Origin of the sequence: Sinorhizobium psoraleae (genome assembly GCF_013283645.1) — a bacterium.
In the GTDB taxonomy this organism is placed as follows: domain Bacteria; phylum Pseudomonadota; class Alphaproteobacteria; order Rhizobiales; family Rhizobiaceae; genus Sinorhizobium; species Sinorhizobium psoraleae.
Window position 1 is genome coordinate 166436 of record NZ_JABEKV010000006.1, and the last position, 14191, is coordinate 180626.

Sequence of the window (14191 nt, forward strand, 5' to 3'; positions counted from 1 at the left end):
GTCCGGATCGCTCAGTTTTACATGAGGCGCAATGATATAACATTGCGCCTCAGATTCAATGAACGGAGATATCGTCGAATGAAAACGCGCGCTGCGATCGCCTGGGAGCCCAACCGCCCTCTCGAGATTGAAGAAATCGACCTCGAAGGCCCCAAGGAGGGGGAGGTGCTGGTCCGGATCGTTACGACCAGCCTGTGCCATACCGATCTGTTTACGCTCTCGGGACGAGATCCGGAGGGGCTGTTCCCTACGATCCTCGGCCATGAAGGCTGCGGCGTCGTCGAGGAAGTAGGCCGCGGTGTGATCTCGGTCAAGCCGGGCGACCATGTCATCCCGCTCTATATACCGGAAGATCCCAACTGCCCCTACATCAAGTCGGGCAAGACCAATCTCTGCCAGACCATCCGTGAAACGCAGGGACGCGGCGTTATGCCCGATGGCACGTCCCGCTTCTCCTACAAGGGGAAGATGATCCATCATTACATGGGCACAAGCACCTTCAGCGAATACACGGTTCTGCCCGAAATCGCCGTAGCGAAGATCTCGCCGGAGGCCCCTTTGACAAAGGCGTGCGTGATGGGCTGTGCGGTACCCACCGGAATTGGTGCCGTGCGCAACACCGCCAAAATCGAAGCCGGTGCCACAGTCGCCGTCTTTGGCTTGGGTGCCATCGGCATGGCTGTCATCCAGGGCGCTAAGATGGTTGGCGCCAGCCGCATCATCGGCATCGACACCAATCCCAACAAGTTCCCGCTTGCTCGTAGCCTCGGGGCTACCGATTGCGTGAACCCAAAGGAGTTCTCGCAGCCGATCCATCAGGTCATCATCGACATGACCAATGGCGGTGTCGACTACTCGTTCGAATGCATTGGCAACGTGAACGTCATGAGGGCGGCGCTCGAATGCTGCCACAAGGGCTGGGGTGAATGCACCGTCATCGGCGTTGCGGGCGCAGGCGAGGAGATCGCAACCAGACCGTTTCAGCTCGTGACGGGTCGCGTTTGGCGCGGCTCTGCCTTTGGCGGTGTCCGTGGCCGCTCCCAACTGCCCGGCATGGTGGATGAATGGCTGCGCGGCGATTTCAGTGTCGATCCCTACATCACGCACAATATGACGCACGAGAACATCAACACCGCTTTCGACCTGCTCCACGCCGGCAAATCCATCCGCTCTGTCATCCATTATCAGCCACAGCGCACCATGCTGGCAAATGACGTCCCGGGGGAGATCGTGACGGCATAACACGCGACCAACGACCGATGCGCGCATGAGCCTTCAAGAACATGCCTCGGACTTTTTTGTCCGAGGCATGTTGTGTCACAAGGCCTACTGGGCCCCACCCGCGTGCATGAGTCCTGGACACCCCGAGGCTTGGAGAGGCCGGTCGCGACCCGCAGAGCGAGACTTGTGGCCAACATCTTGATCTGCGATGCCCTGAGGTCAAAACTCCTTTTGGACAAAGCCCTATCGATCAACCCTCGAGCCTTGAGCCTCACGGCATACACGACTATCATGGATGCAATGTTATAACATTTCGGAGTCAGGAAGATGTGCGGAGATGGAGACCGCGCGCATCGCCCCTGAAGAAAGGTCGTATGTCGGATGCCAGCAACATGGACCGAGGCACGTGTCGAGAGGCTCAAGAGCCTTTGGGCCGAGGGGCTCAGTGCAAGCCAGATCGCCGGCGAACTGGGCGGCGTCACCCGCAACGCCGTCATCGGCAAGGTCCATCGCCTCGGCTTGTCCGGGCGGGCCAAAGGGTCGGCCAAACCTGTGCGCCAGAAAAGCCGGGCCAATAATCAAGCGCCGGCTCATCCCAGATCGCAGGCAGTCCGTGCCCGAATAATTGGAAATACGGTGCTCGCACTCCCTGCCGATGAGATTGAGGCCGAGCCGCTTCGCCTCGGATCTACGGTCGAGCTGACCGAGGTCTTTCCTATCAATGGGCGCCTGACGCTCATGGAACTCGGCGAGACGACCTGCCGCTGGCCGATCGGCGATCCGCGCTCGTCCGATTTCCGGTTCTGCGGCGCCCGCATCACCCCAGGGGCGACCTATTGCTCGGCCCACTCCTGCCTGGCCTACCAGCCTCGCTCCAGCGGCGCGTCCCACAGCGCACCTCGCATTCAGTCGTCATTTCTAAGGAAATCAACGTGAACACTCGATCCATCTGGAACTCGCGCTGGCGAGCTCCGAGCGCCATTGCGCTTACTCTCCTGGCATCGATCCTCAGCACCCGCACTGCCGACGCCCATGTCCTCGGCGGCTCCTTTGGCGGCTTCGGTAGCGGCTTTCAGCACCCCATCCTCGGCTTCGACCATTTTCTCGCAATGGCCTCCGTCGGCATCTGGGGCGCTCAACTCGGCGGCCGATCGGTCTGGACGCTGCCGGTAACCTTCCCTCTGATCATGTGCATCGGTGGGGTGATCGGCATGTTGGGCGCATTCCAGCTCCCCTATGTCGAAGCCGTCATCGCGCTGTCCGTCGTCACGCTCGGTATCGCGATCGCCCTGCGCTGGCGACCGCCGGAAGCGCTCTCACTCATCGTCGTCGCGGTGTTCGCGATTTTCCACGGCTATGCGCATGGTGTCGAACTTCCGCAGGCGGCCGACCCTGCCGCCTATGCCGTCGGTTTCGTCGTTGCCACCGGCCTCATCCATGTCTTCGGCCTTCTCCTGGGCCTCGCCGTCGAACGGCTCTATCGCGGCGGCGCCACGCGTGGTGTCGGTGGCGCCATCACGGCATGCGGCCTCTATTTCCTCTTCGCGTCAGGTGGCCTTTGACCACGCGGCTCTCAACGACGCAAATCAGAACGCTCGCCTTGTTCGTGGTGCTGCCAGCGCTGATCGCGGCATCGCAACTCATCCCGCACGACTTCTTCTTCCCGGAGATGGGGGCGCTTTTCACGCTCTCGGTCTACGATGTTGCGCTCGCAATGGTCGGGCTCAGCCTGAATTCCGCGCAGGTGCCTGACATACGCTTCTCGTTGTCACTGATCGCACTCTTCCTGTGCGCCCTTCTGCCGACAGTCCAGTTTACGGAGCCATTGCTTCGGTTCCTCGAGCGCTTGGCGATCGACGGCAACCTCTACGCGCTTCCACCGTCTGCGGTTGTATTGACCGGGTTGGGTCTCTGGGCTCCCGATCGCTGGCGCCGAGCAGCCTGCCTGACCGTTGCGCCGCTCCTAGGTTTCACACTCGGGCTGTTCATCGGCCTGGAGGATCTCGCCATCTTCTCCTTCATCTGCGGCGCCATTACCTCCGCGCTGTGGTGCTTGATCGCGCCCAGTCTACTCGCGCGCCACTTCATTCCCGCGCGCCCGCTGCGCATCGCCGCCCGGATTCTCGGCAGTTGGCTCCTTGTGATCGGGCTCATCGTGTTCCTGACCGCCCTGCTTCCGGCCCGGGAGCAAGTGCCTACGGACGGGACCAATTCGCCACTCAGTGATGGAACCTCGGTCCAACAAGAATGAAACATCATCCAGAAGGAAATCCTCACATCTTCAGCCACATCATTCTCGGCACACGCGGTCTCAATACGCTCGCGCGCTTTTATGACGCCGTGCTCGCGCCAATTGGCCTTTAGCGGAGGCTTGCAGGAAGACGACGGTGGACCGGCCGGTCACGCCCGGCGGCGTCCCGGCAAGGCATGGCCGCATTTCATCGTCCCGGGTTGTCGCGAATTCTCTTTTCATGAGGTCGTCGGCACGACGACACAGGCTTGTCTACCGGGCTCACCCCTGACCCTTGCTCAGCGGAGTTGCCCGGAGGGCTAGAGTGACGGGGGTGAAATCCCCATCGTGTGAGTCGGCATGGTTGCTTAGGGAGTCATTTCGCCCCCTACCGGAACCGACGCCATCCATCCTGTTGTGCAGGTCTCGGGCCACGCCAGCGGAAGTTTGAACCTTTCATGGAGAAACTGAAAAACAGCTGAGAATGCCTGTTACCGAACTGACATAGGAGCCCCCTAAAGAGTCCGCCAGCCACGCTGGGCGGGGAAATCAGGCCTCCGGCACGGCGCTTTCATGACAATCGCCGGAGCCATGCCCCATGAAGATCGTCCAGATCAGCGACACCCATCTCAGCCCCTCCAAGACCCATTTCAACGACAATTGGGAGCCCGTCGCCCGCTGGATCGAAACCACCGGCGCCGACCTCGTCATCCACACCGGCGATCTCACCATCGACGGCGCGGACCACGAGGAAGACATCCTCTTTTCGATGGAGCTGATGCGGAAGCTGCCGGTACCGGTGCTGATCGTGCCCGGCAACCACGATGTCGGCCACCTGCCCGGCTCGGACCAGCCGGTCGACGCTGACCGGCTGGTCCGCTGGCGCACGCTCGTCGGCCCGGACTACTGGGTCTGCGACCACGGCACTTGGCGGCTGATCGGTCTCAACAGTCTGCTTCTCGGCTTCGAAAATGCGGAGGAGGAGAAGCAATTCCAATGGCTGGAACAGGCGCTTGCCAACCGCGACGGCCGGCGCGTCGCGATCTTCGCGCACAAGCCGCTTTTCGTCGACGATCCGATGGAAGGCGATACCGGCTACTGGAGCGTCACGCCGAAGCAGCGCCGGCGTCTCTACGAGCTTATGGCGGAGCACGACGTCGCGCTCCACGCCAGCGGTCACCTGCACTGGGCCTGGCAGGGTCACCACGAGGGCACAGACCTCGTCTGGGGGCCGCCGACGTCCTTCATCATCGACACGCTGGAGCGCGAAATGCCTGGCGAGCGCCTCGTCGGTGCGGTTCTCCACCACCTTGGCGACGAATGGATCGACAGCAAGATCGTGGCGCTGCCCGGGCTGACATCCTATTTCATCGATCACGTGATCGACGAGGTCTACCCGCGCCATGCCAAGAAGCTCGCGGAGGCGGCACAATGAGCATCCTGTCGCTCCGCAACATCACCAAGTCCTTTGGCGACAACGCGATCCTCAAGGGCGTGAGCCTGGAGGCGGAGGAAGGCGAATTCATCGCCCTCGTCGGCCCCTCCGGCTGCGGCAAGAGCACGCTGCTTCGCATCGTCGCGGGATTGGACCATGCCGACAGCGGCGAGATCGTCATCGGCGGCCGCGAGGTCTCGCCGGTCGTCGCCGCCGATCGCAATATCGCCATGGTGTTCCAGTCCTACGCGCTCTATCCGCATCTGACCGCCGGGCAGAACATCGCCGTGCCTCTCGCGATGCGGCGCCTGACTGCCGCCCAGCGCTTTCCCTTCATTAGCAACCTCCTTCCCGCCCAGCGCCAGATCCGCGCCGACATCCAGCGTCAGGTCCGGGAAATGGCGACATCGCTGAAGATCGACCATCTGCTCGACCGCAAACCGGGGCAGATGTCGGGCGGTCAGCGCCAGCGCGTGGCACTCGCCCGCGCCATGGTCCGCCATCCGAGCGTCTTCCTGATGGACGAGCCGCTCTCAAACCTTGACGCGAATCTGCGCGTGCACGCCCGCGGCGAGATCGTCGATCTTCACCGGCGCGCCGGCGTGCCGACGCTCTATGTCACCCATGATCAGTCCGAGGCGCTGTCCATGGCCGACCGCGTCGCGGTGATGATCGGCGGCACGCTGCTGCAGCTGGCCTCGCCCCAGGAGATCTATGACGATCCCGCGCATATCGAGGTCGCCCGCTTCCTCGGCCAACCGCGCATCAATGTCATGGAAACGCGGATGGATGCGGCCGGCACGGTGCGCTTCGGCGTGTTGACGCTGGCTGCGCAACACGCGCTGCGAAGCGAGACGTTGGTCATGATCGGCGTGCGGCCGGAATTCGTCCGTCTCAGTGCAAGGGTGGACGGCATATTAAGGGCCCGCGTCGAGCGGACGGAGTTCCTCGGCTCCGAGGTGATCGTGCATGCGCGCCTCGACGCCCTCGGCGAGGCAATCGTCGCCAAGGCCACCCCGGCCGAGGCGGCGAAGCTCTCTCCGGGCATGCCCGTTTCCGTCGACCTCGATCCGGATCGGGTGATGCTCTTCGCCCCCAGGGGCGAACGGCTGCCGGCGAGAACGGTCGCCGTCGCATCGACGCTGGAGAAGGCCCATGGCTAGCATCGCGACCGATCTGCCGATTGCGCTTGCCGACCGGCGCGAGGCGCGGATCGCCTGGCTGCTCGCCGCGCCGGCGATTCTACTCCTCTTCCTCTTCATCCTCTTGCCGACGCTCGCCGTGCTGGTCCTCGGCTTCACCGATTTCGAGCTCGGCTTCGGCGGCTTCCGCTTCGTCGGCTTCGAGAATTATGCGGAGCTCATCGGTGACCGCACCTTCCGCCGCTCGCTCTCGAACACCGCCGTCTACACCGCAATTGTCACACCGGTATCGATCGTGCTGGCGCTTGCGATCGCGATGCTGATCGAGGCGGAGACGCGCGCCAAGGCGTTCTTCCGCACCGTCTATTTCCTTCCCGTCGCCTCGCTTGTCGTCGCCATGGCGACGGTCTGGCAGTTCCTGTTCCATCCGACGATCGGGCCGATCAACGCCCTCCTTGCGGAGTTCGGCATCGCCGGACCGAACTGGCTCGGTGCCTCCGGCACGGTGCTCTATGGCCTTGCGATCATCGGCATCTGGCAGTCGGTCGGCTTCAACATGGTGCTCTTCCTCGCCGGGCTCACCGCGATCCCGCGCGACCTCTACGCGGCCGCGGAAGTGGACGGCGCAAAATCCTGGTTCGAGCGCTTCCGGCTCGTCACCTGGCCGATGCTCGGACCGACGACGCTCTTCGTCACCACGATCAGCATCATCAATTCCGTCAAGGTCTTCGAAACGGTGAAGACGCTGACCGAAGGCGGGCCGAACAAAGCCTCCGAGGTGCTGCTGTTCACGATCTACCAGGAAGGCTTCGTCTATCTCCGGGTCGGTTACGCCTCGGCGATGACGGTCGTCTTCCTCGCAATCCTCGTCATCCTGGTGTTCCTGCAGTACCGCGTTCTCGACCGGAAGGTGCATTACGCATGACCAGCCTTTCTCTCGGCCGCGTCCTGCGGCTCAGCGTCCTGTCGCTCGGCGCGCTCATCTTCATCGCGCCCTACATCTTCATGATTTCGACTGCCGGCAAGGCGCAGAGCGAGATCTTTACCTCCTCGCTCTCGCTGATTCCCGAACAATGGTCCTATATCGAGAACTTCACAAAGGCGCTGTCGCGCGTCTCGATGACGACCCTGCTCCTGAACGGCGTCATCGTCTGCGCGCTGATCTTCGTCGTCCAGGTGGTCGTCGCCATCCCCTGCGCCTATGCCATGGCAAAGCTCAAGTTCCGCGCCGCGCGCTTCATGATGGTGCTCGTCATGCTGGGGCTGCTGGTGCCGATCCATGCAACCGCGCTGCCGCTCTATGTCGCCTTTGACCGGCTTTCCGTGCTCAACAGCTACACGGCACTCGTCGCACCCTTCTCCATCTCGGTCTTCGCGATCTTCCTGTTCCTGCAGTTCTTCCGCGCCATTCCCGACGACCTGATCCATGCGGCGCGCCTTGACGGTATGTCGGAGGCCGGCATCGTCGCGCGCGTCGTCGTGCCGAACGCCTGGCCGGCGATCACCGCCTTCGCGATCTTCTCGGCGGTGGCGCACTGGAACGACCTGTTCTGGCCGCTGGTGGTCGTCACCAACCAAGACTTTGCCACTCCGCCGCTCGGCCTTCTCTATTTCCGTGCAGCCGAAGCCGGCGACGACTACGGCGCACTGATGGCCGCCACCTTGATCATCACCCTTCCCCTCGTCGCCGCGTTCCTCATCGCGCAGAAGCGCTTCGTCGAGGGCATCACCATGACCGGTCTCAAGGGCTGACCGGTTTAAACCAGGAGAGCGTCATGAAACATTTCAGGCAACTTCTCGCCGCCGCCGCGGCGGCGGTGTCGATGACCTTGGCCATTCCGGCTCACGCCGAAACGGTGCTGACGGTGCACTATCCGATGCCCGGCTTCTTCAAGGACGTGATGGACACGATCTCGAAGAAGTTCATGGAGGAAAATCCGGAGATCAAGATCACCTTCGCCAATCCCTCGGCGACCTACGAGGAAGGCATCCAGACGATCATGCGCCAGGCCGGAACGGCCGAGATGCCCGACATCACCTTCATCGGCTTGAACCGCCTGCGCATGGTCAACGAGCGCGACATCCCGGTTGATCTCGGACCGTTCGTCGAGAAAGACGGCAACATGACCGAGCAGGGCTTCTCGGAAAACATCCTGAAGCTCGCCCAGGTTAGCGGCAAGCAGGTGGGCCTTGCCTTCGCGACCTCGAACCCGATCATGTACTACAATGCGGATCTCGTCCGCAAAGCCGGCGGCGACCCTGAAAACCCGCCGAAGACCTGGGACGAGGTGATCGCGCTCGGCGGCAAGATCAAGGCGCTCGGCGACGGCGTCGAAGGCATCGACTTCCGTTGGCAGGGCGACGACTGGATGTTCTCTGCCCTCCTCTTCGGCGCCGACGGCCACATGCTGAATGAAGATGAGACGAAGGTCGCCTTCAATGGCCCGGAAGGGCGCAAGGCAATCGAACTCCTCGACCGCATGGTGAAGGAAGGCGGCCTGCCGGTGCTGACGAAACAGGCCGGCGAACAGGCCTTCGTCGCTGGCAAGGTCGGCTTCGCCTTCCAGACGACCGGGGCGCTGCGCAACACCATCAAGAATGTCGGCGGCAAGTTCGACCTGCGCACGGCGCATATCCCGCTGATCGACCCGGTGAACGGCAAGCTGCCGACCGGCGGCAACGCCGTCGTCATCCTGACGCGCGACACCGAGAAGCAAGAGGCGGCCTGGAAATTCGCGAAATTCGCCGCCGGTCCCTACGGCGCCTCGGTCGTGGTTCCCGGCACCGGCTATGTGCCGAACAACGAACTTGCAGCGAAGTCGCCGGAATACCTCGCCAACTTCTATAAGGAGCACCCGCTCTTCCGCGCCGGCCTCGAGCAGATGCCCCGGATGATCCCGTGGTACGCTTTCCCCGGCACCAATGGCGTCAAGGTGACCCAGACGATCGTCGAGAACCTGTCACGCGTCGTCGAACAGTCGGCAACACCCGAGGAAGCGCTCGACGATGCCGCCGTGGAGGTGGAAAGCCTGCTGCCCCGGAGCTGACGGGCGTAAAAAGTGTGAACAGGCCACCTGTTGGGAGACCGGCGGGTGGCCTTCGTCTGTGGTCATGGCACGGTTCGGACGGTCGCGCCCAAATAGAGTCGGTGGTGGAGGCAGAGATGTCGGCATTCCCCGGCGTTCTCGGCGATGTCGAGCAGCATGGCGGCGGCCGCGATTCCCATATCGCCGTCTGGCATCGCCACAGTCGTAAGCGAAGGCGCGATCAGACGACTGATCGCGATGCCGTCGAAGCCAGCAACGGAGACATCACCGGGAACCATCAGGCCCTCACGCCTAAGTGCCGCGATAACGCCGAGCGCCAGCAGATCGTTGGAAGCGATTATTGCGGTCGGCCGATGTTGCTCCATCGTTTCTGAGAGTTCCAGGTGCTCGTATCCGTCGACAAAGGGTATCTCCAATGCCGGCAAAGGCTCGCACGACGCCTCCTGCATTGCCACGCAATACCCCTCATAGCGCAGCCGCGCGCGGTCGGAAGACGCGAAATGACCCGAAACGAAGAGGATGCGGCTATGCCGATGCTGAAGAATATGCCGGGTGATTTCGTAGCCGGCACGATGGTTGTCAACGGTCACTGCGGCGGGAAAGCGCGCAACCGGCCGATTGTTGAGCAGGACCGTCGGCGGCAGGGCTGCGGATAACGCCTGACTGGTCTCGGCATTGCAGAGCGTCAGGATCAGCCCCGTCGGCCGCTGCTCCAGGAGCGCGCCGACCGCCGCTGTTTCCGAGCCCGGATCGTAATTCGACTGCGCAATGAGGACGCCATGCTTGGCGGCCTGCAGCCGATGCTGGATGCCAGCGAGCGAGGCGGCGAAGACGGGATTGGTCACGCTCGGAACAAGCACTCCGACGACCGGCCTGTTGCGCCCCCCGGCGCTCGCCGGAGACTTCGGCCGGTAACCGAGCTCCGCCGCGGCCCGCCGCACACGGCGCACCATCTCGTCGCTTGCTGTTCCCTCCCCTTTGAGAACGCGCGAAACCGTCGCCAACGAGCAACCGGCATGAAAGGCTATTTGCTGCAAGGTCACCATCCATTCCGCCTATCGCGACTTTGTGACAGCGGATTGGTCCGGCCGCCAGGTCCCGGCAATGTTCATTGGGACTGGGCCGCGACTTCAGGGAGGGACATCGAAGCCGCAGTCAGGTCGCGCAGCCCCTCCACCTTCTCATTCGCGTAGAGCTTGGCATGCGCGACAAAGTAAAGATCGTCGTCGCAGCCGTTGTAGCTCAGTTCGCCCGCCAGTTTCGCAAGACGCTGGGAACAGCCTCTGGCGAACATCAGCGCTCCTCTCAGTGCAGCAGTGCGGAAGGACGCTGCGAGCGCTCGTGGGTGCCCGGCTCGTGATGCTCTTTGATGCTGCATTAGCGAAAGAGAGAGTCATTTATGACCAACCCGCCAAATTGGCTTGGGCCGGCTCCGCGCGCTTAACTACCGGTATCTACATTCAGGAGATGCGGGAATGACGACCGCCCGGTTATCGTGTTGTTCACGCTGACCGCACTCACTGCGATGGCGGCGAGCCGTCAACGGAACTCCATTCACCTTGCGCGCAGCCGAATGGTTCATCGCCTTTTCTATGGTGGTTCTGGCGATGATGAAACTCCAGAACGTCGAGACCTTTGCGACCATGTTCCTGAACTATGACCTCCTGGCAAAGCGCTGGGTGCCATACAGCTACGTACGGAGCTTTGATCATCGATCCCAATGACCTCTCCGACGATATTCCCGCCGATCTGGAATATACTATGCAGCTTCAGGAGTGGCTAAAGCGCGAGTGGCTAACCTTCCCCGCGATGCCGATGGAGGGCGCGCTCCCGAACTTCTTCACGATCAACGGGAAATCGTATCCGGCAACCGACGCGATCAGAATGAAGGTCGGGCAAACGCTCAAGGTTCGCTTCGTCGGGTTGCACACGACGGCAATCCACCCGATGCACATCCACGGCGGGCCTTTCGAGGTTGCCGCAGTCGACGGCGTGACACTTCGACAGAGTGCCCGCTATCTCGCGGATACTGTAAATGTCGGCCCTGGTCAGCGGTTCGACGTTCTGTGGAAAGACCAGCGTCCCGGAAAATGGCTCGTTCACTGCCATATCTCCCATCACACCACGAACAACAATGTCGAGATTCAGGGAGGCGGCGGGTTGATGCAGGTGACCGATGTGCAGAGTTGATCCTTGGCATGCGTGTCCCTGCCGCGTTGAATTCGAGAACTTGGATGTACAGACGCTCGGCTGCGCGAACGCGCATCCGTGCTAGAAAGAGCGCGGGGGCACAAACAGACATATCGCTCGAGAGCGGATTTTACCCGGTCGCAAACATAGATGAAACTCATCATCGGGGGAGGGTTTCAGTCGCGAGTCCTTGTAGCCGATGATCTCGCCTGTCTCTTCGACGACATATCCGTGCGGCCCTTCAATAATCGCGGTACCGTGAACCGGCTGACAATCGCGGTCACTACAACACTGGTATGGATAGTACCATCCTGAAGGGGCGCTATGCGCAGCCGCCTTCAAGGGGAAACACACCCCAACGATCAGTCCCAGGAGTAAGCTCGACAACGTTCGTGCGGCATCCCACGCCTGACTCGGGGTCTGTAAATGTGGAGGACAACCGACCTGAGGGCTGAAGCTGTGCATGACCAATCCTCGTCGTCCCAACATTGCCTGCAAACCGATCGGCCCGCGCTTCGTTTCTGAGGCTTTCGTATTTCACCATTGGTTTTAAGTCACGTAGCAGAGGCTTTCCTGACGGAGGGGTTCCCGCTTCGAGACATTGAGAACCGCTCTACGAGTTCGGCGGAGCGGTGCGAAACAGACCAGACATCGCGGCGCGGGCCAAAGCCCTGGCGTTCATGGAGGAAAGCAGCTCCCGACCAAATGATCACGTTCTGAATGCGTCCCACGGCACGACCTTTATCAACTCTTCAGTCTAACCGCCTGATAGACCGTGCTGGACCCTTCGCTGTTGACGGCAAAGACATCATAGGCTGCGCGAGGATCCTCGCCCATGCCCAACGATCCCTTGGGCATTCCGGGTACCGCAAGTCAGGCAATGTCCGGGCGTTCTCCAAGCAGCCTGTTGACGGCATCCAGTGGCACATGACCTTCGACGTAGTAATCGGCGACAATTGCCGTATGGCAGCCCTGCATCTCTGCGGGGATGGCGTAGCGCTCCTTCAGCGCAGCAAGGTCAGCAGCTTCCTCGGTGGTGACCGAGAACCCCGCCGCCTTCATCGCCTCGGTCCATGCACGGCAGCAGCCGCAGTTCGGGCCCTTGTAGACGACCATCTTTTTAATCGCCGCCCGGGCCCGTGCGATCAGGGAGATTGATCCGACAGCGGCGACCGACAACAGGAACTCTCTTCTTCGCATCTTTTGCTCTCCATGCACTGAGATGGACGGACGATCGTCTGCTATTTTTCTCGCCGGGTATTGACCTTACCACCGTTGGAAACGCCACATTGGATCGTGTCAAAACCTACAAGGAGACCTCGATGTATCATCTGAAGATACCCGAAATGACCTGCGGACACTGCGTACGCACGGTGGAAAAAGCGGTCAAATCTGTCCATCCCAACGCAGAAGTAGCGGTCACTCTCGATGCAAGGACCGCTTCAATCGACTCCCAGGCCTCCTCCGAAGCGTTCGTCGCCGCGATTGGAGACGCTGGCTACAAGGCTTCGTTCGCGAAGTCCTGCTGCAGCCAAGTCGCATGAACTCAACAGGCGCCGTCGCAACGGCGCGTGTTGTTGGTGAACAAAGATCGAAAGCAAGTGCACGGTGACAGACGACTGCTGTCCAGGGAAGACGGGGCACCCTAACAGGCCTTGTCCTACCGAGAATATCCGCGCAACTCATTGTAGCGGTCGATCTGGCTCGCGCTTAGAACCTTCAGCATCTGCAGGTGTGCTGCCAGATGGATGTAACGGAGATTGGCGCGGCTCGCCTCAATCCGCCGGAGACGTTCGCGCAGCCCACCATGGTTTATCGAGCGCTCGCGGAAAGCGATCTCGAGCGCCTGTTCCCCGGCCACTAATCTCTTGCCTTCCGCAACCGCTTCGGCGCGCATTCTCTGGAAAATGCTCCGCGTTCTATCCTCCTGTTCGCCAGTCAAATGAAGCTCGGCCTTCATCGTTAACACATGTGACGGCCCGGGCATTCCGTTCAGCTCGGCGGCCTTCGCCAAGCCCCAGCCTCCTCCAGTCTCCAGCTCGGAAATGTCGTCCGCCGATAGGCTTTTTATGTCGCGATGCTCCTGTCCGGCATAGGGCGAAGAATGGACGTGTTCGCCCTCCGCAGCAGCGGAAACTGGAAGCAGCAAAACTGCGAGCGCAGGGACAAGCTTTTTCATGAGTCACCGTTCACGAGTTCGAGGCCTCGAGCTTGCCAAACGATGATCGTCCTGGACATGATAGCTATCATGTCGGATCAAATTCTCGTCCATCTCCAGCCGAAAGCGGTCGCGAAAAAGTCGCTCGAAAAGAACGAGCACCTCTTTCATCGAGGCGACCCCGTTCAGGCGTTGTTCCTCGTAACGGAGGGGTGCGTCAACCTCCTGCGCTACCAGGAGGACGGCAACCCTGCTGTCTTACAGCGTTCAAGGGGCCGCTCGATTCTAGCGGAGGCCTCCGTGTTTTCGGATCATTATCACTGCGATGCCGTGGCGGCGACGCAGACGGACATTCTGGTTGTCCCCGTGGGCGTCGTTCGTGACCTGCTGGACAAAGAGCCCGCATTTGCCCGCGCTTGGGCACGGCATCTATCGCACGAGCTTCAGAGCGCCAGGAAACGAGCCGAGATCGTGTCGTTGCGCACGGTGGGAGCCAGGCTCGACGCTTGGCTAACGTGGAACGACGGGCAGCTCCCAGCCAAGGGTGAATGGCGCAGACTGGCCGAGGAAATCGGCGTATCTCCCGAAGCGCTCTATCGGGAATTGTCCTGCCGCCGACACCTGCTCCTACAGGAGGTCGATCGATGAAGCCCAGCAGCAAACGAGCCATCACCCCTTGACGCCAACCACTGTCAGGCGCCGATCGGCCGGAATGCCCGATCATCGAAGAGATCGCCAATGCGGCCGATGCCAAGAAGCCCCCGGCGT

General features: G+C 61.5%; 14 protein-coding genes and 3 pseudogenes. 13 read left to right on the plus strand and 4 right to left on the minus strand.

The genetic code is table 11. The annotated features are described in order from the left end of the window. Window positions 1-78 precede the first annotated feature (78 nt). The 9 genes from ILFOPFJJ_RS27590 to ILFOPFJJ_RS27630 all read left to right on the plus strand — a co-directional run bounded on the left by ILFOPFJJ_RS27590 (window position 79) and on the right by ILFOPFJJ_RS27630 (window position 9075). Window positions 79-1242: an S-(hydroxymethyl)glutathione dehydrogenase/class III alcohol dehydrogenase gene (locus tag ILFOPFJJ_RS27590; RefSeq protein ID WP_173513749.1), complete on the plus strand. Its 1164-nt coding sequence runs from the start codon at window positions 79-81 to the stop codon at window positions 1240-1242. A gap of 360 nt (window positions 1243-1602) precedes the next feature. Then, on the plus strand, window positions 1603-2157 hold the full coding sequence (locus tag ILFOPFJJ_RS27595) for a GcrA family cell cycle regulator (RefSeq protein WP_173513750.1): 555 nt from the start codon (window positions 1603-1605) through the stop codon (window positions 2155-2157). Next, on the plus strand, window positions 2154-2783 hold the full coding sequence (locus ILFOPFJJ_RS27600; protein WP_312032739.1) for a HupE/UreJ family protein: 630 nt from the start codon (window positions 2154-2156) through the stop codon (window positions 2781-2783). The genes ILFOPFJJ_RS27595 and ILFOPFJJ_RS27600 overlap by 4 nt, the downstream gene beginning before the upstream one ends. Next, window positions 2780-3472 carry a hypothetical protein gene (locus ILFOPFJJ_RS27605; RefSeq protein ID WP_173513751.1) on the plus strand — a complete coding sequence of 231 codons (693 nt, stop codon included), beginning with the start codon at window positions 2780-2782 and terminating at the stop codon, window positions 3470-3472. The genes ILFOPFJJ_RS27600 and ILFOPFJJ_RS27605 overlap by 4 nt, the downstream gene beginning before the upstream one ends. Before the next feature lie 577 nt (window positions 3473-4049). Further along, window positions 4050-4886 carry a metallophosphoesterase family protein gene (locus tag ILFOPFJJ_RS27610; RefSeq protein ID WP_173513752.1) on the plus strand — a complete coding sequence of 279 codons (837 nt, stop codon included), beginning with the start codon at window positions 4050-4052 and terminating at the stop codon, window positions 4884-4886. Next, complete coding sequence (locus tag ILFOPFJJ_RS27615; RefSeq protein WP_173513753.1) at window positions 4883-6049, plus strand: ABC transporter ATP-binding protein; 1167 nt, start codon at window positions 4883-4885, stop codon at window positions 6047-6049. Before ILFOPFJJ_RS27610 ends, ILFOPFJJ_RS27615 begins: the two co-directional genes overlap by 4 nt. Beyond that, window positions 6042-6953 (plus strand): carbohydrate ABC transporter permease, encoded by a 912-nt coding sequence (locus tag ILFOPFJJ_RS27620; RefSeq protein ID WP_173513754.1) that lies wholly within the window; start codon window positions 6042-6044, stop codon window positions 6951-6953. Before ILFOPFJJ_RS27615 ends, ILFOPFJJ_RS27620 begins: the two co-directional genes overlap by 8 nt. Beyond that, entirely contained in the window at window positions 6950-7780 is an 831-nt protein-coding gene (locus ILFOPFJJ_RS27625) for a carbohydrate ABC transporter permease (RefSeq protein WP_173513755.1), read from the plus strand. Before ILFOPFJJ_RS27620 ends, ILFOPFJJ_RS27625 begins: the two co-directional genes overlap by 4 nt. Window positions 7781-7803: 23 nt before the next feature. Continuing rightward, window positions 7804-9075 (plus strand): ABC transporter substrate-binding protein, encoded by a 1272-nt coding sequence (locus tag ILFOPFJJ_RS27630; protein WP_173513756.1) that lies wholly within the window; start codon window positions 7804-7806, stop codon window positions 9073-9075. 62 nt (window positions 9076-9137) lie between these two features. On the opposite strand, the gene ILFOPFJJ_RS27635 is transcribed toward ILFOPFJJ_RS27630, so the two are convergent. Further along, window positions 9138-10121 carry a LacI family DNA-binding transcriptional regulator gene (locus ILFOPFJJ_RS27635; RefSeq protein ID WP_173513757.1) on the minus strand — a complete coding sequence of 328 codons (984 nt, stop codon included), beginning with the start codon at window positions 10119-10121 and terminating at the stop codon, window positions 9138-9140. 62 nt (window positions 10122-10183) lie between these two features. Beyond that, window positions 10184-10369: a hypothetical protein gene (locus tag ILFOPFJJ_RS27640; RefSeq protein WP_173513758.1), complete on the minus strand. Its 186-nt coding sequence runs from the start codon at window positions 10367-10369 to the stop codon at window positions 10184-10186. Between the two features lie 189 nt (window positions 10370-10558). Here ILFOPFJJ_RS27640 and ILFOPFJJ_RS27645 point away from each other — a divergent pair. Both ILFOPFJJ_RS27645 and ILFOPFJJ_RS27650 read left to right on the plus strand, forming a co-directional pair. Beyond that, a pseudogene (locus tag ILFOPFJJ_RS27645) lies at window positions 10559-10772 on the plus strand (glutaredoxin); the annotation flags it as partial. Continuing rightward, window positions 10771-11265, plus strand: a pseudogene (locus ILFOPFJJ_RS27650) (multicopper oxidase domain-containing protein); the annotation flags it as partial. The pseudogenes ILFOPFJJ_RS27645 and ILFOPFJJ_RS27650, both read left to right, overlap by 2 nt. A gap of 744 nt (window positions 11266-12009) precedes the next feature. Here ILFOPFJJ_RS27650 and ILFOPFJJ_RS27655 read toward each other — a convergent pair. Beyond that, window positions 12010-12465: pseudogene (locus tag ILFOPFJJ_RS27655) on the minus strand (DUF411 domain-containing protein). A 122-nt stretch (window positions 12466-12587) separates the two neighbouring features. On the opposite strand from ILFOPFJJ_RS27655, the gene ILFOPFJJ_RS27660 reads away from it, so the two are divergent. Next, complete coding sequence (locus tag ILFOPFJJ_RS27660; protein WP_173513759.1) at window positions 12588-12809, plus strand: heavy-metal-associated domain-containing protein; 222 nt, start codon at window positions 12588-12590, stop codon at window positions 12807-12809. 116 nt (window positions 12810-12925) lie between these two features. On the opposite strand, the gene ILFOPFJJ_RS27665 is transcribed toward ILFOPFJJ_RS27660, so the two are convergent. Beyond that, on the minus strand, window positions 12926-13444 hold the full coding sequence (locus ILFOPFJJ_RS27665; protein ID WP_173513760.1) for a hypothetical protein: 519 nt from the start codon (window positions 13442-13444) through the stop codon (window positions 12926-12928). A gap of 69 nt (window positions 13445-13513) precedes the next feature. On the opposite strand from ILFOPFJJ_RS27665, the gene ILFOPFJJ_RS27670 reads away from it, so the two are divergent. Further along, the gene (locus ILFOPFJJ_RS27670) at window positions 13514-14071 is read left to right on the plus strand and encodes a Crp/Fnr family transcriptional regulator (protein ID WP_246299817.1); all 558 of its coding nucleotides are present in this window, start codon (window positions 13514-13516) and stop codon (window positions 14069-14071) included. Window positions 14072-14191 lie beyond the last annotated feature (120 nt).